This window comes from Streptomyces deserti, from assembly GCF_054782695.1.
Window position 1 is genome coordinate 237977 of the sequence record NZ_BAAGRZ010000008.1, and the last position, 17728, is coordinate 255704.

Consider the following 17728-nt stretch of genomic DNA (forward strand, 5'->3'; position numbering starts at 1 on the left):
CATGGCCGACGTCGCCCGCCTGGCCGGTGTCTCCTCCCAGACGGTCTCCCGCGTCTCCAACGGCTTCCCCGGGGTGACCGAGGAGACCCGGCGGCAGGTCCTGGCCGCGATGCGGGAGCTGGGCTACCGGCCCAACAGCGCCGCACGGGCGCTCAGACGCGGCGAGTTCCGCACCCTCGGTGTGATCACCTTCTCCCTCTCCACCATGGGCAACATCCGCACCCTGGAGGCGATCGCCACCTCCGCCGCCCGGCGCGGCTACGCCGTCACCCTCCTGCCCGTCGCCGTGCCCACCCAGGACGAGGTGAACGGCGCCTTCTCACGCCTCGGCGAACTCGCCGTGGACGCCGTCATCGTCATCATGGAGATCCATCTGCTCGACGCGGCGACCGTCGCGCTGCCGCCCGGCGTGCAGGTCGTCGTGGCCGACTCCGACGCCGGCGACCGCTACACCGTCGTCGACACCGACCAGGCGGGCGGCGCCCGGGACGCCGTACGGCATCTGCTGGACCTCGGCCACGACACGGTGTGGCACCTGGCCGGACCCGAGGGCTCCTTCGCCGCCCAGCGCCGTGCGGGCGCCTGGCGCACCACCCTCACCGAGGCGGGCCGCGTCCCGCCGCCCCTGGTGCGCGGGGACTGGTCGGCCGAATCCGGGTACCGGGCCGGCCTCCGGCTGGCCGACGAGCCGGACTGCACGGCCGTGTTCGCCGCCAACGACCAGATGGCCCTGGGCCTGCTGCGCGCCCTGCACGAACGCGGCCGGAAAGTCCCCGACGACGTCAGCGTCGTCGGCTTCGACGACATCCCCGAGGCGGCGTCCTTCCTGCCTCCCCTCACCACCGTCCACCAGGACTTCGCCGAGGTGGGACGGCTCTGCGTCGAGGGCGTCCTCGGCAAGATCCGCCAGGGCGCACGGGAGGACGCGCGGGACGGGACGGAACACGGCACCACGCTCGTCCCGACGCGCCTTGTGACGCGCACCAGCACAAGTCCTCCTCGTAAAACAGTGCGCTCGGGCTCGTGAGGTGCTACCGTGATAACAGTTGCAGTTTTGGTTACCAGAGACTTCGAGCGCTCTTTCGACCTTCCGTCGACGAGCGCTCTTGTTGTTTCCGGAGTGTTCCGGATTTTCCGGAGGGGTGATCATCGCGGCGACTCCGGCTTCCGCACAGTGCGGATTCCGGGCACTGCCCCGAAGGAGATTTGATATGGCATCTGGCACCGTGAAGTGGTTCAACGCGGAAAAGGGTTTTGGCTTCATCGAGCAGGACGGCGGCGGCGCTGACGTCTTCGCCCACTACTCGAACATCGCCACCTCCGGCTTCCGTGAGCTTCAGGAAGGCCAGAAGGTGACCTTCGACGTCACGCAGGGTCAGAAGGGCCCGCAGGCCGAGAACATCGTTCCCGCCTGACGTCGACGCGTTCTGCGCGAGTCGGGGCCCGCACTTCTAGGGGTGCGGGCCCCGACCCATTGCTGCTCCCTTTTTTTGTGCCGACCGAGCTTGTGTGCCGACCGAGCTTGTGCGCCCACCGTGCTTTTTCGCCGACCGAGTCTTCGCGTCAGCCGAGTCTTCGCGGCGGCCGGGCCTTCGCGTCGGCCGAGGACCTGCCCCCATCGAAGAGGAGAAGCCTTTGACGACCCTGCAGACGTGGGCCTGGCCGGGCAACGGCACCGGCCTGACGGCTCGTGACGCCATGAACGCTCCCGGACCCCAGGTCGACGACCACATGGCGGTCGACGTGGCCCTGTCCGTGCTCATCGGTGCCCGCGTCACCCACCTGGTCCTCCGGGACGAGGACGGCCGGTGCGCCGGTCTGGTCACCCGGGCCCAGCTCGACGCCCACCGTGGTGGCTCGTGGTTCAGCGACCGGACACGACTGCGGGACATCCCGCTCGACCGCGGGCCGTTCACGTCGTCCGCGGCGGAGCTCACCGACGCGGAGGACGCCATGCGGGTACGGACCCTCGACATGTCCCCCGTCGTCGACGAGCACGGCTACACCCTGGGCGTCCTCGCCCTCACCCCCTGACCTCCTCAAGCGGGGCTCCTCCCCTGCGCGGCGCCCCCACTGGACTAGGCTCCTCGCCCATGGCGCACCCAGATGAACTGCTCGTCCGCATCGCCACGTTGGTGGAGTCGGAGCGAAGCAGCCGGATGTCCCTGACCGTGGTGGTCCCCGGGGCCGTGATCACGGGACGGCTGGCCCCCGAGGCCATGTGGAACGAGCGCGTGGCCGAGGTGCTGCGGGATTCCGAGCAGCTGAGGCCCTTCGCCGCCGCGTTCACCACGACCGACCCGGGCGGCGAGCCGCCACGGAGCGACACCCGGCCCACCCACCTCCACTTCCACCTCGCCCGGATCCTCCAGGGCAGCTTCGGCATCCCCGACACGGGCGGCATGTACCGCGTCGCGCTGGCGGACGTCAGCGCCTGGACCGTGGGGGACATCGGCTACTCGGACCAGTGAGCCGGAGCCGTCAGTTCCGGCTTCCGCGGGACACGGTGGCCCTGGAACCCGCGCCGATGCGCAGGGCCCAGGGCCACACGGTCTCCGCCGTCCCCGGCGTCTCCGGCGTCTCCGGCGGAGACCGTTGCGGGGTCTCTGACGAAATCCCTTACGGAGCGTCGATCAGGTCGTGCGGCGGCACGCTCACCGTGCGGGCGCCCGGCTCACCGCCCAGGATCACCTTGCGCAGGGCGACGTTGTTGTCCAGGTTCGTCTCCTGCAGCCGCTTCTCCGGGTTGGCGATCACCTGGATGTAGTACGTGCCGTTCGGCAGGTCGGTGATGTCGAAGGACTGGCCGGGGCGGTACTGGGTGTAGGTGTCGCCGGAGCCGACGTCGAGGACCTCGCGGACCGAGATCGAGTTTTGCTGGCCGCAGGCGGTGGACAGGTCGGTGTTCCTCGGCTTCCAGTTGGCGTTCTTCACCGTGTAGTCGATGGCGTCGGTGTTGGCCAGGCAGAACGCCTCCTTGCCGCTGCGCACCTCCTTGGTCTGGTCCGCGCTCAGCAGCCGGTAGCTGGCGAAGTCCGTGAAGTGCCAGTGCTCATGGCCCTCGCGCGGGTCCCACTCCATGGTGCCGGTGGGCGTGTAGCCGACCTGCTTGCCGTTCGCGTCGTAGAAGTACTGGTAGGCGTCCATCAGGTCCTTGCCGGGGCTGCGGAAGCCGTCCACGACCAGGGGTGCGGGGCCCGCGTTCCAGACGTTGGCGCTGAAGGCGAGGTAGTCCTTGCCGGGCAGGTCCCCGTCCTCGCCGTCGGTGATGGCGATGTCCCACGCGGGCAGCGACCGCAGGTCCGGCTTGGGCACGTTCGCCGGGGCGCCCGCCTTGCCGGTGGGCCGCTTCGCGGCCGGCTTCAGCGCGGGTGCGATGCGCGAGCCGTCGGTGTGTCCCGGTCCGTCGCCCAGGTGGTGTGCCGTGCCGCGGTCCTCGAGCGCGTGCGACAGGGCGGGCGGGGTGGGCGCGTCGGCGCCGCGGGGGCCGTAGTGGTGGGCGGCGGAGTGCCCGGTGGGGTGCGCGTCGTGCCCGGCGCCGTGGTGGGCGGAGGACTTCGCCGAGGCCAGCCCCTGTCCGCCCTCGTCACTGTGCTGACGTACCGTCACCTTGATGGTCGGCCGGTCGTCGGGGATGCCGAACAGGTCGCGGTACTTCTTGGCGACCGCGACCTGGGCCGTGTACTCACCGGCCGGCAGGTCGACCGGCTTGTCGTAGTCGAAGGTGCTGGAGTTGGCGGCCCAGCCCTTCTCGACGCCCCACACCGAGCCCAGCGTGAACGGGTTGGTGGAGCAGCTCTCCGGATACTTCGAGGTGGCCGGGGCGTCCGGACGGATCCGCCCGGAGGCGTTGTTCGGGCAGAAGGAGCCCTGGGTCGTCGACACCTCCTCGCCGGCCGCGTTCCTGATCGACACCTCGAGGAAGCCGGGCAGACCCGAGAAGTCCTTGACCAGGTCGGCGGGCAGGGTCCTGGTCTGCGTCTTCGATCCGTTGCGGATGATCTGCCGGGCGACGACGGGGTCCTTGTACGACTTCCGTGTCACCTGGAACTCCAGTGGCACGTCGTCGACCGTGACGTACGTCCCCAGGTCCAGGTAGACGCCGGGTTCCCCCTCCCAGCGGTCGAGCGTCACGGAGTTCGACGCGGCGATCAGCTTGAGCTTCGGCTTGCCGGCCGTACTCGCCGGGGCCGCTCCCGCGCCGGGAGCGGCCCCCGCCCCGGCGACGGCGACGGTGAGCGCGGCGCCTGCGGCCAACGCCGAACGCTTCAGGCGCTTGCGGTTGTGCTGACTGGTCATCGGTTCCTCGTCTGCGAGTGCCATGGTCAGGTGGCATCGGACTGGACAGCCCACGACCGGCCGACGCTGCGGACGCACCCCACGCGCCCCGGAGTCGGGGCGGGTCTGTGAGCAACCTGTGAGACCGGTGAGACAGGTGTGCGGGTTGCCTGTCGAGGATGGAATTGCTGAATATTCGGTCCTGTCGCCGCGGGACGCGCCCCACACCTCGCGCAGGAGCTGCTGCTGCGCGGCGCCGGGACACCGGCCAGGCGTCCACAGAGCTCCACGCTGCTCCGGCCCTCGCAGGGCGACGGCCACGACCAGGCCGACGACGTTCTCGGCGGTCCCAGCTTCGCCACCCCTATTCCATTGATACCCCCGGGGGGTATACGATTGGTGTCTGTCGAACCCGGGGACCGGATCACATGAGACGGAAATGGGGACGAACGTCATGGACCACATCGCTCATCACACCGACAGCACGCACCACCACCACGGCGCGCCCGCGCGAGCGTCCTGGAGTACGGCCGCGAAGGCGACGCTGCACTGCCTGATCGGCTGCGCCATCGGCGAGATCCTCGGCATGGTCATCGGCACCGCACTGCTGTGGGACAACGTGCCGACCATGGTTCTGGCGATCAGCCTGGCGTTCCTCTTCGGCTACTCGTTCACCCTGTTCGCGGTGCGCCGGGCCGGGCTGGACCTCAAGTCCGCGATCAAGGTCGCGCTGGCCGCCGACACCGTTTCGATCGCGGTGATGGAGTTCGTCGACAACGCCATCATCGCCCTCACCGGCGCGATGGACGCCCACCTGTCCGACGGGCTGTTCTGGTCGGCCCTGCTCGGCGGATTCGCCGTCGCCTTCCTGGTCACCACCCCGATCAACAAGTGGATGATCGGCCGCGGCAAGGGGCACGCCGTCGTGCACGCCTACCACTGACACGGACGATCAACATGACCTCCGGCAACTGGAAGGTCGGGCTGGTGGTGGACAGCGAGTGAGCGACGAGCAGGCGGACGCGCTGGAACGCATCCTGTCCGGCCGGGAAGGCGGACCGTTCGGCCAGCTCACCCAGTTCTACGGCGAGTACCTGGGCATGGAGCGATCCCCCATGTCCCGGCCTGCCCGATGGTCAGCGCCCAGGCAGGCACGGCGATCAACGCGACGAGGAACCAGGCGGCCGCGAGATCTCGGCAGCAACCCGCCACCGGCTCCGGTCGGCGCGGGCGACCGGGTGGGGTTGGAAACGGACGTCCGGGTGTGACGCATAGGTGTCCTCCCGCGGATACCTCCAGGAGACCATGGGCCCACCTGCGACGCGACCTCGGTCCGGCACGTCCTGGCGCGGGGCCCTGATCGCGCCGATCCCGGGGGTCTCGCGATCTCGTCGATCCCGGGGGTCTCGCGCGGCCTCGCCGATTTCCTTCTCTCCCCCATACAACCCTCGCCCCACCTCGAGTGTCGTGCTGGTGGCCCCCCACGCCTGATCTGCTGTCCTCCGAGACTGGAGCGATTTTGCGCGTACGCACCCTGGCCGTCGCCGTGGCCGCGGCATCCGCCGGCCTGTCCCTGACCCTCGTCCCCACGGCGAGTGCGGTCACCACCGCGGCCGACGACTTCAACGGCGACGGCGTCGCCGACCTCGTCGTGGCCACCCCCGCAGCCACCGTCGGCACCACCGCCACGGCCGGCTCGGTCACCGTCCTGTACGGCTCCGCCGACGGCGTGTCCCCCGCCCGCTCGGCCACCCTCACCCAGAACTCCCCCGGTGTCCCGGGCACCGCCGAGTACGGCGACCGTTTCGGCAGCACGTACGCCACCGGCGACCTGGACGCCGACGGCTACACCGACCTCGTCGTCGGCTCCCCCGGCGAGCGCATGGACTACAACAGCGGTTCGTACGGCAGCCTCACCGTCCTGTGGGGCGGCGCGAACGGCCTGGTGAACGGCGGCATCGAGATCGACAGCCCGCTCGCCACCAGCCCCTACGAACAGGAGAAGGACTTCGCCAAGAAGGTCGCCGTGGGCGACTTCGACGGCGACGGCACCGTGCAGCTCGCCGCGCTCAGCCGCAACAAGCTGTGGGTGTACGACGACCTCGCGGGCCGCACGGTCCCGGCCGGCCCGAAGTACTCCCACTACTTCTGGGCGTTCGTCGAGCCCCGCACCCTGACCGTGGGCGACTTCACCGGAGCCGGGCGGGCCCAGCTCGTCGTCACGGGCCCCCAGAACTGTGAAGGCACCGCGGACTGTCAGCACACCGCCGTCTACACCTGGGGCGCCGACCGGCTGGACTGGGCCTCCGTCACGGACCCGGGCGTCGGCGCCGCCGGCGAGAACGAGGCGCCCACGGTCGCGGCCGCCGCCGGGGACGTGGACCACGACGGCTACACCGACCTCGTCACCGGCCACGTCCCCGCCTCGGCGACCACCACGGGCGAGTACGCCGACGCCGCGGGCTTCGTGCACGTCCGCTACGGCAGCCCGGAGGGCCTCGGCGCCCACCGCACCGCCACCCTCGACCAGGACACCGCGGGCGTCCCGGGCGCGAACGAGTCCGGCGACAACTTCGGCGCGTCCCTCGCGGTCGGCGACGTCACCGGCGACGGCTACGCGGACGTGGCGGTCGGCGTGCCGGGCGAGGCGGTCGGCACGGTGCCGCAGACCGGCGGAACGGTCCTGCTCAAGGGCACGGCCACCGGCCTCACCGGCACCGGCGCCCAGGCGTTCTACCAGACCACCCGGGGTGTGCCGGGCGCCGCGGAGGCGGACGACTGGTTCGGCTCCGCCGTACGGATCGCCGACGTCGACGGCGACGGCGCGGCGGACGTGGCGATCGCGGCGAAGGGCGAGGACGTCTTCTCCGGGTCGGCCCGCGACGGTGCCGACTGGGTGCTGCGCGGCTCGGCGGCCGGGCTGACGACGAGCGGCGCGGTCTCGTTCAGCGAGCGGGCCTTCGGCTTCACCTACCCGAACGCCGAGTTCGGCTCGGTCCTGGGCGGCTGATCCCCGGCTCACCGGACACCGGCACACCGGTTCACCTGCACACCTGCCCACCGGTTACCGGGCAGGCCCTCCTGCCCGGCCGCGACCACCACCCCGGCGGTCGCGGCCGGGCTTCCAAGGAATCTGCGCAGCAGCGTCACACAGGAGGCACACGGTCTTTCGAAAGCACCGCTAGCGTGACTGGGCAGTCGCTTCCCCATGCGAACGCCACCGGGTGCCCCGGCCCGGCGGGTCGTCGGCTGCAACCCAGGAAGACCCCAGATGGACTACTGCTCCACATGTCGTCGGCACCTCAACGGCGCCCTGGTGTGCCCCGGGTGCGGCGCCTACGCGCCGGACATCGCTCCGGGTCTCGCCGACGGCCACACCATTCCGGGCCGGGCCACCGCCACGCCGGCGGTCGGCACGGCGGCATGGGAGTTCCCGGCCTCCGACGCGTCGGGCGCCCCGGACGCGTCCTACGCGACCCGACCCGAGACGAAGGCCGGGGCCGACACGGGGGCCGCCCCGGCCGCACCGGCCCCGCAGGACGAGCCGTACGGCGGTCCCGAGGGCGCGATACCCGTGCCGCAGGGGCGCGCGGCGCGGCGGCGGCAGCTGGCCCGCTGGAAGAAGAACCAGCGCCGGGCCGTGGTCGCGACGGCCGTCGCACTGGTCGGCGGCGGTCTGACCGTCGCCTCGCTGGACCGCCCCTCCGGCGACCGGGCCCAGGCGGCCACGGCCCCGGACCCCAAGGGCATGGGCTCCGTGGAGGAACCGGCGGAGCAGTACACCCGCCCGACACCGACCCGGCCCGCCACCCAGCCCGTCTCCCGCACCCGCCCCGAGCGGGCACCCGAGGCCACCACCCCGCTCCGGCTGTCCACCGCCGCCCCGACCCCCGCCGCCACGCCGCCGAGCCCCCGGCCGGACGCCGCTGACGCCCCCCACAAGGCGGTGACGTCACCGCAGCAGCCGCGGACCACACCCCCGGCCCCCGCACCGACGGCCCCCGACCGCGGCGATACGGCACCCCAGCAGACGCCTCCGCCCCCGGCGGCCAACGACAGCACGGACTCGGGAGCTGCACAGTCGAGCCCCGCACCCGCGGCCACCCAGCCGGAGCAGCTCTGCCTGCTCGTGGTCTGCCTCGGCTGACCAACCGGCCCGGCGGCTGCAAACACAGGGCCGGGATTCACCCGCGCTGCGCAGAGGTCTCCACGCGGGTCGACGCCTCTCCCGTCGTGCCCCGGTTCCCGGTCCGGGCCTCGGTCACGGCCTGCCGGAGGAGCCGGGACAGGCGCTGGTCGGCGTCGGGAGCGGTGAGAAGGACGCGCAGGGCGTGTTCGAGGTGGTGGTGGCCGGGGCCGTGCCACCACAGCAGGTCGGCGACGCGGGCCGGTGTCGTCGGCGTACGGGTGTGAGCGAGCCGGCGGGCCCGGGCGTGGCAGGCCGCGCTGCGCCGTTTCAGGCGCAGGGACGCGGGCCGCACCCGGCGGGCGGCGTCCACGGCCATGCCGACCAGCAGCGGACCGTAGGCGCGGTCGGCGGGGTCCGCGTCGGCGAGGTCGGCGGCCAGCGGCCACAGGGTGCGCCGGGTGGGGTCGTCGACGGCGTCGTTGACCGCCCGGGCGAGCGCGGCGAGGACCGGGTGGGTGCCCGGCGGACTGTCGGTGAAGCGGCCGGTCGCCAGCAGCGAGGCCGTCTCCATCAGGCAGGCGCCGTCGTCGGGGTGCAGATGGCTGAAGCGGCCGGGCGCGGGGAGGCCGTCGGGAACTCCGGCGCGTGCGGGCCTGCCCGGCTGGGGATTGGGCGGGGTGGGCATGGTGGGCCTCCGGCTGAGGTCACAGGCCGGTGATGGCGTGCAGGATCAGGTAGAGGGCGGCGGCGGGCAGCCCGGCTCCGGGGAAGGTGAGGATCCACGCGGTGAAGATGGAGCGGGCCACCTGCCAGCGCACGGCCGAGATGCGCCGGGTCGCACCGGCGCCGAGGATCGCGGCGGTGATGGTCTGGGTGGTGGAGATGGGGGCCTTGAAGACGAACGCGGTGGTGTAGAGGACGGCCGTCGCGGCGGTCTCGGCGGCGAAGCCGCGCGGCGGGTCGAGGTGGACGATGCGCCGGCCGAGGGTGGTGATGATGCGGCGGCCGCCGCTGTAGGTGCCCGCGGCCATCGCCGCGGCCACGGCCGCGACCACCCAGATCGGCACGGAGAAGTCGTCCTGCCAGCCCGCCGTGACCAGCGCCAGCACGATCACGCCCATGGTCTTCTGCGCGTCCTGCAGCCCGTGCCCCAGCCCCATGGCGGCGGCGGAGACGGTCTGCGCCATGCGGAAGCGGCGGGTGGTGGGCCGCGGGGCGGTGTGGCGGAACGTCCACAGGATGATCGTGTGCAGGGTGTAGCCGAGGGCCACGCCGACCAGCGGGGACAGCAGCATCGGCAGCAGGACCTTCTCCACGATGCCGGACCAGTGCACGGTGGCGGAGGCGGCGAGGGCGGCACCGACCAGTCCGCCGATCAGGGCGTGCGAGGAGGACGTCGGCAGGCCCCGCCACCAGGTGAAGACGTTCCAGCCGATCGCGCCGATGAGCGCGCACATCACCAGTAGCAGGCCGGAGAGCTCCTCGGGCGCGCCGATGATGCCGCTGCCGACGGTCTTGGCGACCTCGGTGCCCAGGAACGCGCCGACGAAGTTCATGACGGCGGCCATGGCCAGCGCGATCCGGGGCGTGAGGGCCCGGGTGGAGATGGAGGTGGCGATCGCGTTCGCGGCGTCGTGGAAGCCGTTGGTGAAGTCGAACGTCAGGCCCACGACGATGATCAGCACCACCAGAGTGAGCTCCATGGCCGGATCACCTTTCGCCACGCACACGGTCACGGCACCGGACGACCGCGCGCCCACGCCCTGTTCCCATCCTGCCGTGAAACCCCCGCCGCAGCCGCGCACGGGCACGCACGACACCCACTCGGCCGACCCCGGGTGCATCCCGTGCGCCCCGCCGCCGCCCCGCCCCGCGGCTGCGGCGGCGGCCGGGGCACGGCGGCGCGCTCAATCCCCGACTCGGCGACGGCGAGGCCGCGATCACCTGCCCACGGTCAGTTCAGCGACAGCACCGTCGTCAGGACGTGCCGCAGCGTCGGTTCGGTCTCCTCCGGCGGGACCGGTTCCGTGGTGCGCCAGGCGACGAAGCCGTCGGGGCGGACGAGGACCGCGCCGCCGGGGGGCGTGCCGTGGCGGGCCGCCCAGTTCGTGTCGTCCTCGGGGATGAGGTCGGCGTCGGGGGACGTGCCCACCCGGTAGGAGGTGAGGGGCACGGACAGCTGCTCGACGAGGCGGACGGCGGCCTCGTGCCAGGGGTTCGGGGTGTCGGCGTCGCTGAGCAGGACCAGGGAACGCTCGTACAGGTCGAGGGTGGAGACGCGTTCTCCGCCGCGGTCGACCCACAGGTGGGGTGCCCTGCTGCCGGGGTCACCGGTGAGGGTCAGGGCCTCCGGGACGACGGGGGTCGCCGGGTCGGCGCCCAGCACGGCGCCGTGCGGGTAGCGGTAGCCGAGGGCCACGTTGAGGATGCCGCCCTGCCGGCCGCCGCCCGCGCCGGGCGCCGGGGCGTAACCGGGGTGGCTGTGCTCGACGGAGCGGGCGGCGGCGCGGGCGCTGGTCGCCTCGGCCACCGGGCGGCGCTCGGCGTCGTAGGTGTCCAGCAGCCCGTCACCCGCCCAGCCGCCGAGCACGGCGGCCAGTTTCCACGCGAGGTTGTGGGCGTCCTGGATGCCGGTGTTGGAGCCGAACGCGCCGGTGGGGGACATCTCGTGCGCCGAGTCGCCGGCCAGGAAGACCCGCCCGGCGCGGTACTGGCGGGCGACGCGCTGCGCGGCGTGCCAGGGGGCCCGGCCGGTGATCTCCACGTCCAGGTCCGGTACGCCGACCGCGCGGCGGATGTGGTCGGCGCACCGCTCGTCGGTGAACTCCTCCAGCGTCTCGCCCTGTTCGGGGTGCCAGGGGGCGTGGAAGACCCAGTGCTCGCGGTTGTCCACCGGCAGCAGCGCGCCGTCGGCGCCGGGGCTGGTCAGGTAGCACACGATGAAGCGCCGGTCGCCCACCACATCGGCCAGGCCGTGGGAGCGGAAGGTGACGCTGATGTTGCTGAACAGGTCGCCGGGGCCGCTCTGCTCGATGCCGAGCTGCTCCCTGACGGGGCTGCGGGGGCCGTCGGCGGCGACGAGGTAGTCCGCGCGGATCGTCGTGTGCTTGCCCGTCTCCCGGCTCTTGACGATCGCGGTGACACCGGTGGAGTCGGTCTCGAACGACATCATCTCGGTGGCGAACCGCAGATCGCCGCCGAGGTCCGTGGCGTGGTCGAGCAGGACGGGCTCCAGGTCGTTCTGGCTGCACAGGCACCAGGAGCTCGGGCTGAAGCGGGCCAGTCCGCCGCCCGGGTCGATCTCCTTGAACAGCCACTCGCCCGCGTCACCGACCAGGGTGGGCGTCTGCAGGATGCCGTGGTTGCCGGCCAGGGTCGCCGCGGCCGCACGGATCCCGGGCTCCACGCCGGCCACCCGGTACAGCTCCATCGTGCGGACGTTGTTGCCGCGCCCGCGGGGGTGGATCGAGGTTCCGGCGTGGCGCTCCACCAGCGTGTGCGGTACGCCGAGCCGGCCCAGGAACACGGACGTCGACAGGCCGACCAGCGAACCCCCGACGATGAGGACCGGGACCCGGTGGACGGTTTCGTCGGTGTGATCGGCTCGTTCGTTCATCTCTCTCTTTCCCTCCAGCGCGTCGTGTCCGCCGACTCGGCCGCGTACGGCCGCGATCGTCATGCATGCCCCACCAGGCCGGAGCACGGCGCACCACACCCCACACTTCACCCGCTTAACCCGTTGCGTTCGCGAGGTGGCGCGGCACGGCGGACGATCGTGCTCACGGGGCCGACACGCCCCGTCACCTGACGCGACGTCCGGCTTTCGCTCCCCGAAGAAGAGGTGTGCCGCATGACGGTCTCCCCCGCTGTGTCGACGGTCCCGCGCCCCGACACCCTCGTCCCGCTCTCCGCGTTCGACGGGTCCCGGCTGCGGGTCGTGCTGATGCTGGACATCCACGACGGGATGCAGCAGGAGTTCCTGGACGCCTACGAGCACATGCGCGACCGGGTCGCCGGCGTGCCGGGCCACATCAGCGACCAGCTCTGCCAGTGCCTGGAGAACCCCACCCAGTGGCTCATCACCAGCGAGTGGGAGAGCGCGCCGCCGTTCCTCGCCTGGGTGAACAGCGAGGAGCACCTGGAGACGGTCAAGGCCATGGAGGCCTGCGTCCGCGACACCCGCTCGATGCGCTACTCGGTGCTGCGCGAGACGTTCGGCGAGCGCGCCGGGGCCGACACGGCGGCCGGCGGCGGGCTGCAGCCGGCGCCCCGCGTCGGCGACAACGTGGTCCGGCACGCCATCACCTTCACCGTCCGGCCCGGCAGCGAGCCGGACGTCGCGAAGATCCTGTCGAACTACGCCTCGCCCGACGCCCGCGTGGACGACACCACACGGCTGCTGCGCACCTCCCTGTTCCTGCACGGCAACCGGGTCGTGCGGGCGGTCGAGGTGCAGGGCGACCTGCAGGCCGCGCTGCGGCACGTCGCCCGGCAGCCCGAGGTCCGGGCCGTCGAGGAGGCCATCAACCCGTACCTGGAGCAGGAGCGGGACCTCACCGACCCGCAGTCGGCCCGCCGGTTCTTCACCCGGGCCGCGCTGCCCGCCGTCCACCACGTGACGTCCGGGCGCCCCGCGGACGCCGTACCGGACGGCGTACAGCGGTGCGCGCTGTACTACCCGGCCCGCCCGGGTGACGGCCAGGCGCTCGCCCGGCTGCTGGCCCGGCAGGACGAGGCCGCCGTGGGCGCCCCGGACAGCCCGGTGCTGGCCTGCACCGTCTTCCACCGCGACGACCTCGTCGTCCGCCTCGTCGACACGGCGGGCGCACCGGAGCGCGCGCCGGGGCTCGTCCTGGCCCTGCCCGACCCGGACGCCCTCGCCGAGGCCGCGCGGCTGCTGGACACCGCCGCTCTCGGCCTCGACGAGCCCCTGACGGACGAGCGGGCCCTGCCGGGGCTCCTCGCGCAGGCCCGGATGCGGCCCCTCACCGACCGCCGGGCGCAGATCTCCTGACCACCCGCACCTTGGCACCTCATCCCCCCACCTCAGGGAGTGACCGACATGGCACAACAGCAGGCACGCATCGTCGACTTCGACGACATCGCGCCCAACCGACGGCGCGGCGGAGACGTCCGGGCCCTGCTCACGCCCACGACCGCCGGATCGACCAGCGGGTTCATGGGCATGGCCGTCGTACGGCCCGGGGAGCGCATCGGCGAGCATTACCACCCGTACTCCGAGGAGTTCGTGTTCGTCACCCACGGCGCCTTCGAGGTGGACCTGGACGGCGCACCGCAGCCCCTGCGCACCGGCCAGGGGCTGTTCATCCCGAAGAACGTCCGGCACCGCTTCCGCAACGCCGGCGACGTCGAGGCACGCCTCGTCTTCCACCTGGGCCCGCTGGCACCCCGCCCCGAACTCGGGCACGTCGACACCGAGGACACCCAGGACGCCGAGGACACCGCACCGGCCGGGGCGGTGTCATGACCCGGCGGGTCGCCGTCACCGGCATAGGCGTAGTCGCCCCGGGCGGCATCGGCGCGGCACGGTTCTGGGACCTGCTGGCCGCCGGGCGTACGGCCACCCGCCGGATCTCCCTCTTCGACCCGGTGGGGCTGCGCTCCCAGATCGCCGCCGAGTGCGACTTCGACCCGGCGGCGCACGGCCTGGACGCGGAGACCGTCGAACGCTGCGACCGGTACGTGCAGTTCGCGCTGGTCGCCGCCGCCGAGGCGGTCCGCGACGCGGGCCTGGACCCCGCGGCCGAGGACCCCTGGCGGATGGGTGCCGTGCTGGGCACCGCGGTCGGCGGCACCACCCGCCTGGAGCACGACTACGTCCTGGTCAGCGAGCGCGGCTCCCGCTGGGACGTCGACGACCGGCGGGCCGGTCCGCATCTGCACCGCGCCTTCGCGCCCAGCACGCTCGCCTCCACGGTCGCCGAGGAGTTCGGCGTGCGCGGCCCCGTGCAGACCGTCTCCACCGGCTGCACCTCCGGGCTGGACGCGGTCGGCTACGCCTACCACGCGATCGCCGAGGGACGCGCCGACGTCTGCGTAGCGGGCGCCTCGGATTCGCCGATCTCCCCGATCACCATGGCGTGCTTCGACGCCATCAAGGCGACCTCCCCGAACAACGACGACCCGGAACACGCCTCCCGCCCCTTCGACGCGCACCGCAACGGGTTCGTGATGGGCGAGGGCGGCGCGGTGCTCGTCCTGGAGGAACTCGAGCACGCCCGGGCCCGCGGCGCGGACGTCTACTGCGAACTCGCCGGCTACGCCACCTTCGGCAACGCCCACCACATGACCGGGCTCACCCGGGACGGCCTGGAGATGGCACGGGCCATCGACATCTCCCTGGACATGGCCCGCCTGAACGGCACGGACATCGACTACGTCAACGCGCACGGCTCCGGCACCCAGCAGAACGACCGCCACGAGACCGCCGCCGTCAAACGGTCGCTGGGCGACCACGCGTACCGCACCCCGATGAGCTCGATCAAGTCCATGGTGGGCCACTCGCTCGGCGCCATCGGCTCCATCGAGGTCGTCGCGTGCGTCCTCGCCCTGGCGCACCAGGTGGTGCCGCCGACGGCCAACTACGAGACACCGGACCCCGAGTGCGACCTGGACTACGTGCCGCGCGTGGCACGCGAGCGGGAGCTGCGCAGCGTGCTGTCGGTGGGCAGCGGCTTCGGCGGCTTCCAGTCCGCGGTCGTCCTGACAGGACCGGAAAGGAGGCTGCAATGAGCGAGCCCCGACGAGCTGTCGTCACCGGCCTCGGCGTGGTGGCACCCCACGGCACCGACGCGGAGACCTTCTGGAAGACCACCGCGGACGGCACCAGCAGTCTGGCCCGCATCGACCGGGACGGCTGCGACCACCTGCCGCTGCGCATCGCGGGCCTGGTACGCGACTTCGACGCCTCGGCCCTGATCGAGGACACGTACCTCGTCCAGACCGACCGCTTCACGCACTTCGCCCTGGCGGCGGCCCAACTGGCCTTGGACGACGCCCGGCTGGCCAAGGCGGACATCGAATCCCCGTTCTCCGTGGGCGTGGTGACCGCCGCGGGCTCCGGTGGCGGCGAGTTCGGCCAGCGCGAGCTGCAGAAGCTGTGGGGCCAGGGCTCGAAGTACGTCGGCCCCTACCAGTCGATCGCCTGGTTCTACGCGGCCAGCACCGGCCAGATCTCCATCCGCGGCGGCTTCAAGGGCCCCTGCGGTGTGGTGGCCGCCGACGAGGCGGGCGGCCTCGACGCCCTCGCGCACGCCGCGGGGGCCGTACGACGCGGCACGGACGCGATCGTCGTCGGCGCGACCGAGGCCCCGCTGGCGCCCTACTCGATGGTCTGCCAGCTGGGCTACCCGGAACTGAGCCGCAGCGACGACCCGGAGCGGGCCTACCGCCCCTTCACCTCCGCCGCCTGCGGGTTCGTACCCGCCGAGGGCGGTGCGATGTTCGTCCTGGAGGAGGAGCGGGCGGCCCGCGACCGCGGGGCCGACGTACGGGCGACGATCGCGGGCCACGCGGCGACGTTCACCGGCGCCTCCCGCTGGGAGGAGTCCCGGGCCGGCCTGGCGCACGCGATCGGCACGGCCCTGGCCGAGGCCGGCTGCCGTCCCGAGGACGTGGACGTCGTGTTCGCGGACGCCCTCGGCGTACCCGAGGCCGACCGCGCCGAGGCCCTCGCCCTCGCCGACGCCCTCGGCCCGCACGCGCGCCGCGTCCCCGTCACCGCCCCCAAGACGGGCATCGGCCGGGCGTTCTGCGCGGCGGCGGTCCTGGACGTGGCGACCGCGCTGCTCGCCATGGAGCACGACCTGATCCCGCCGACCCCGCACGTGTTCGACGTCTGCCACGACCTCGACCTGGTGGTCGGCCGTCCCCGCCCCGCCGAGCCGCGCACGGCCCTGGTGCTCAGCCGCGGCCTCATGGGCTGCAACGCGGCGCTGGTCCTGCGCAAGGGCGGGGGACCGTTCCCCGAGTAGGCCCCTGGCCTCCTGGGCCTTCTCCGCCTGCTCGGCCTTCCGCACCAACGACCCGAGACGCAACAACCCGAGCGTGAAGGAGCGCACCTCATGACCGACATCACCGAACGCGTGGAACTCCAGACCGAACGAGCGGACCGCCAGGTGACCTTCGAGGACCTGGCCGCCCTGATGAAGCGCACCGCGGGTGTGTACGTCGACCCCCTCGACCTGGAGAAGCGGGCCGACGAGGGCTTCGACACCTTCGGCCTGGACTCCCTGGGCCTGCTGGGCATCGTGGCCGAGCTGGAGAAGCGCCACGGCATCGGCCTGCCGGAGCAGGTGGAGCGCTGCAAGACGCCGGCGGCGTTCCTCGCCACGGTCAACGACGCCCTGGCGACGGGAGTGTGAGCACCATGGCCGGACACACCGAGAACGAGATCACCATCGCCGCACCGATGGACCTGGTCTGGGACATGACCAACGACGTCGAGAACTGGCCGCGCCTGTTCAGCGAGTACGCCTCCGCCGAGATCCTCGAACGCGACGGCGACCGCACGCGGTTCCGCCTCACCATGCACCCGGACGAGGAGGGCCGGGTGTGGAGCTGGGTCTCCGAGCGCGTGGCCGACCGCACCACACGCACGGTCCGGGCCCACCGCGTCGAGACCGGCCCCTTCGAGTACATGAAGATCAACTGGTCCTACGACGAGACGCCGGACGGCGTCCGCATGCGCTGGGTCCAGGACTTCGCGATGAAGCCGGACGCCCCCGTCGACGACGCCGGGATGACGGACATCATCAACCGCAACTCCCGCACCCAGCTGGAGCTGATCCGCGACCGGATCGAGCAGGCGGCGGGCGAACGGCCCACGGCCGCGGCACTGGCCGACTGAGGCCGAGGCCGTCTGAGGCCGACGACGAAACCGGCTGAGACCGACTGAAGGGCACACCCTGATGCACCACACCCTGATCGTGGCCCGCATGAAGCCCGGCGCGGCCCCGGACATCGCGAGAATCTTCACGGAGTCCGACCGCGGCGAACTCCCCCACCTCGTGGGGGTCACCCGGCGCCGCCTCTTCGAGTTCGGTGACGTGTACCTCCACCTCATCGAGAGCGACCAGGACCCCGGCCCCGCGATCGCCGGCCTGACGGACCACCCCGAGTTCCGCGACGTCAGCGATCGCCTCTCCGCGTACGTCTCCGCGTACGACCCGGCGACCTGGCGCAGTCCGAAGGACGCGATGGCGCACTGCTTCTACGGCTGGGACCGGGACACGGCACGCTGACCGCCGCCACTCCCAGAAACCCCCGGGTCTTCGGCCCGGGGGTTCGGCGTGGGGATTC

19 protein-coding genes are annotated in these 17728 nt (G+C 72.5%); 15 read left to right on the forward strand and 4 right to left on the reverse strand.

Features of this window, described 5'->3' with window-relative positions; translation table 11 throughout:
* Window position 1 precedes the first annotated feature (1 nt).
* From ACYVMZ_RS17330 to ACYVMZ_RS17345, 4 genes are all read left to right on the forward strand, one after another.
* Window positions 2–1027, forward strand: a complete 1026-nt coding sequence (locus ACYVMZ_RS17330; RefSeq protein WP_461080474.1) for a LacI family DNA-binding transcriptional regulator — start codon at window positions 2–4, stop codon at window positions 1025–1027.
* Window positions 1028–1211: 184 nt separating this feature from the next.
* Window positions 1212–1415: a cold-shock protein gene (locus ACYVMZ_RS17335; protein ID WP_007383480.1), complete on the forward strand. Its 204-nt coding sequence runs from the start codon at window positions 1212–1214 to the stop codon at window positions 1413–1415.
* Window positions 1416–1698: 283 nt separating this feature from the next.
* A complete protein-coding gene (locus ACYVMZ_RS17340) occupies window positions 1699–2034 on the forward strand; it encodes a CBS domain-containing protein (RefSeq protein WP_461080556.1) in 336 nt (111 codons plus the stop codon).
* Window positions 2035–2093: 59 nt separating this feature from the next.
* The gene (locus ACYVMZ_RS17345; protein ID WP_461080476.1) at window positions 2094–2471 is read left to right on the forward strand and encodes a hypothetical protein; all 378 of its coding nucleotides are present in this window, start codon (window positions 2094–2096) and stop codon (window positions 2469–2471) included.
* Window positions 2472–2619: 148 nt separating this feature from the next.
* Here ACYVMZ_RS17345 and ACYVMZ_RS17350 read toward each other — a convergent pair whose 3' ends face one another.
* Window positions 2620–4299, reverse strand: a complete 1680-nt coding sequence (locus ACYVMZ_RS17350; RefSeq protein WP_461080478.1) for a lysyl oxidase family protein — start codon at window positions 4297–4299, stop codon at window positions 2620–2622.
* 433 nt (window positions 4300–4732) lie between these two features.
* Here ACYVMZ_RS17350 and ACYVMZ_RS17355 point away from each other — a divergent pair, with 433 nt between their 5' ends.
* The 4 genes from ACYVMZ_RS17355 to ACYVMZ_RS17370 all read left to right on the forward strand — a co-directional run bounded on the left by ACYVMZ_RS17355 (window position 4733) and on the right by ACYVMZ_RS17370 (window position 8425).
* Window positions 4733–5221 (forward strand): DUF4396 domain-containing protein, encoded by a 489-nt coding sequence (locus ACYVMZ_RS17355; protein ID WP_461080558.1) that lies wholly within the window; start codon window positions 4733–4735, stop codon window positions 5219–5221.
* Window positions 5222–5279: 58 nt separating this feature from the next.
* Window positions 5280–5546 carry a DUF1326 domain-containing protein gene (locus ACYVMZ_RS17360; protein ID WP_461080480.1) on the forward strand — a complete coding sequence of 89 codons (267 nt, stop codon included), beginning with the start codon at window positions 5280–5282 and terminating at the stop codon, window positions 5544–5546.
* A gap of 251 nt (window positions 5547–5797) precedes the next feature.
* Complete coding sequence (locus tag ACYVMZ_RS17365; protein WP_461080482.1) at window positions 5798–7288, forward strand: FG-GAP and VCBS repeat-containing protein; 1491 nt, start codon at window positions 5798–5800, stop codon at window positions 7286–7288.
* A 261-nt stretch (window positions 7289–7549) separates the two neighbouring features.
* Window positions 7550–8425, forward strand: a complete 876-nt coding sequence (locus ACYVMZ_RS17370; protein WP_461080484.1) for an SCO2400 family protein — start codon at window positions 7550–7552, stop codon at window positions 8423–8425.
* Window positions 8426–8462: 37 nt separating this feature from the next.
* Here ACYVMZ_RS17370 and ACYVMZ_RS17375 read toward each other — a convergent pair whose 3' ends face one another.
* From ACYVMZ_RS17375 to ACYVMZ_RS17385, 3 genes are all read right to left on the reverse strand, one after another.
* Window positions 8463–9092, reverse strand: coding sequence for a hypothetical protein (locus ACYVMZ_RS17375; RefSeq protein WP_461080486.1), 630 nt, complete (start codon window positions 9090–9092; stop codon window positions 8463–8465).
* Between the two features lie 19 nt (window positions 9093–9111).
* A complete protein-coding gene (locus ACYVMZ_RS17380; protein WP_461080488.1) occupies window positions 9112–10110 on the reverse strand; it encodes an inorganic phosphate transporter in 999 nt (332 codons plus the stop codon).
* 251 nt (window positions 10111–10361) lie between these two features.
* The gene (locus ACYVMZ_RS17385) at window positions 10362–12023 is read right to left on the reverse strand and encodes an FAD-dependent oxidoreductase (protein ID WP_461080490.1); all 1662 of its coding nucleotides are present in this window, start codon (window positions 12021–12023) and stop codon (window positions 10362–10364) included.
* A 234-nt stretch (window positions 12024–12257) separates the two neighbouring features.
* Between ACYVMZ_RS17385 and ACYVMZ_RS17390 the strand changes: the two genes are divergently transcribed.
* The 7 genes from ACYVMZ_RS17390 (at window position 12258) to ACYVMZ_RS17420 (ending at window position 17670) form a co-directional block, all read left to right on the forward strand.
* Window positions 12258–13421, forward strand: coding sequence for a SchA/CurD-like domain-containing protein (locus tag ACYVMZ_RS17390; RefSeq protein WP_461080492.1), 1164 nt, complete (start codon window positions 12258–12260; stop codon window positions 13419–13421).
* A 48-nt stretch (window positions 13422–13469) separates the two neighbouring features.
* Complete coding sequence (locus ACYVMZ_RS17395) at window positions 13470–13895, forward strand: cupin domain-containing protein (protein ID WP_461080494.1); 426 nt, start codon at window positions 13470–13472, stop codon at window positions 13893–13895.
* The gene (locus ACYVMZ_RS17400; protein ID WP_461080496.1) at window positions 13892–15160 is read left to right on the forward strand and encodes a beta-ketoacyl-[acyl-carrier-protein] synthase family protein; all 1269 of its coding nucleotides are present in this window, start codon (window positions 13892–13894) and stop codon (window positions 15158–15160) included. The genes ACYVMZ_RS17395 and ACYVMZ_RS17400 overlap by 4 nt, the downstream gene beginning before the upstream one ends.
* Entirely contained in the window at window positions 15157–16401 is a 1245-nt protein-coding gene (locus ACYVMZ_RS17405; protein WP_461080498.1) for a ketosynthase chain-length factor, read from the forward strand. The genes ACYVMZ_RS17400 and ACYVMZ_RS17405 overlap by 4 nt, the downstream gene beginning before the upstream one ends.
* Window positions 16402–16491: 90 nt before the next feature.
* The gene (locus ACYVMZ_RS17410) at window positions 16492–16791 is read left to right on the forward strand and encodes an acyl carrier protein (protein ID WP_461080500.1); all 300 of its coding nucleotides are present in this window, start codon (window positions 16492–16494) and stop codon (window positions 16789–16791) included.
* A 5-nt stretch (window positions 16792–16796) separates the two neighbouring features.
* Window positions 16797–17276, forward strand: a complete 480-nt coding sequence (locus ACYVMZ_RS17415; RefSeq protein WP_461080502.1) for an SRPBCC family protein — start codon at window positions 16797–16799, stop codon at window positions 17274–17276.
* A gap of 61 nt (window positions 17277–17337) precedes the next feature.
* Window positions 17338–17670: a TcmI family type II polyketide cyclase gene (locus ACYVMZ_RS17420; protein ID WP_461080504.1), complete on the forward strand. Its 333-nt coding sequence runs from the start codon at window positions 17338–17340 to the stop codon at window positions 17668–17670.
* Window positions 17671–17728: the final 58 nt, after the last annotated feature.

What these genes read in the sequence shown, in the direction of transcription:
- ACYVMZ_RS17380 (WP_461080488.1), bottom strand. Translation starts at nt 10,110, where the DNA reads ATGGAGCTCACTCTGGTGGTGCTGATCATCGTCGTGGGCCTGACGTTC.
- ACYVMZ_RS17330 (WP_461080474.1), top strand. Translation starts at nt 2, where the DNA reads ATGGCCGACGTCGCCCGCCTGGCCGGTGTCTCCTCCCAGACGGTCTCC.
- ACYVMZ_RS17340 (WP_461080556.1), top strand. Translation starts at nt 1,699, where the DNA reads ATGAACGCTCCCGGACCCCAGGTCGACGACCACATGGCGGTCGACGTG.
- ACYVMZ_RS17405 (WP_461080498.1), top strand. Translation starts at nt 15,157, where the DNA reads ATGAGCGAGCCCCGACGAGCTGTCGTCACCGGCCTCGGCGTGGTGGCA.
- ACYVMZ_RS17400 (WP_461080496.1), top strand. Translation starts at nt 13,892, where the DNA reads ATGACCCGGCGGGTCGCCGTCACCGGCATAGGCGTAGTCGCCCCGGGC.
- ACYVMZ_RS17390 (WP_461080492.1), top strand. Translation starts at nt 12,258, where the DNA reads ATGACGGTCTCCCCCGCTGTGTCGACGGTCCCGCGCCCCGACACCCTC.
- ACYVMZ_RS17410 (WP_461080500.1), top strand. Translation starts at nt 16,492, where the DNA reads ATGACCGACATCACCGAACGCGTGGAACTCCAGACCGAACGAGCGGAC.
- ACYVMZ_RS17370 (WP_461080484.1), top strand. Translation starts at nt 7,550, where the DNA reads ATGGACTACTGCTCCACATGTCGTCGGCACCTCAACGGCGCCCTGGTG.
- ACYVMZ_RS17375 (WP_461080486.1), bottom strand. Translation starts at nt 9,092, where the DNA reads ATGCCCACCCCGCCCAATCCCCAGCCGGGCAGGCCCGCACGCGCCGGA.
- ACYVMZ_RS17395 (WP_461080494.1), top strand. Translation starts at nt 13,470, where the DNA reads ATGGCACAACAGCAGGCACGCATCGTCGACTTCGACGACATCGCGCCC.
- ACYVMZ_RS17345 (WP_461080476.1), top strand. Translation starts at nt 2,094, where the DNA reads ATGGCGCACCCAGATGAACTGCTCGTCCGCATCGCCACGTTGGTGGAG.
- ACYVMZ_RS17420 (WP_461080504.1), top strand. Translation starts at nt 17,338, where the DNA reads ATGCACCACACCCTGATCGTGGCCCGCATGAAGCCCGGCGCGGCCCCG.
- ACYVMZ_RS17355 (WP_461080558.1), top strand. Translation starts at nt 4,733, where the DNA reads ATGGACCACATCGCTCATCACACCGACAGCACGCACCACCACCACGGC.
- ACYVMZ_RS17415 (WP_461080502.1), top strand. Translation starts at nt 16,797, where the DNA reads ATGGCCGGACACACCGAGAACGAGATCACCATCGCCGCACCGATGGAC.
- ACYVMZ_RS17350 (WP_461080478.1), bottom strand. Translation starts at nt 4,299, where the DNA reads ATGACCAGTCAGCACAACCGCAAGCGCCTGAAGCGTTCGGCGTTGGCC.
- ACYVMZ_RS17335 (WP_007383480.1), top strand. Translation starts at nt 1,212, where the DNA reads ATGGCATCTGGCACCGTGAAGTGGTTCAACGCGGAAAAGGGTTTTGGC.
- ACYVMZ_RS17385 (WP_461080490.1), bottom strand. Translation starts at nt 12,023, where the DNA reads ATGAACGAACGAGCCGATCACACCGACGAAACCGTCCACCGGGTCCCG.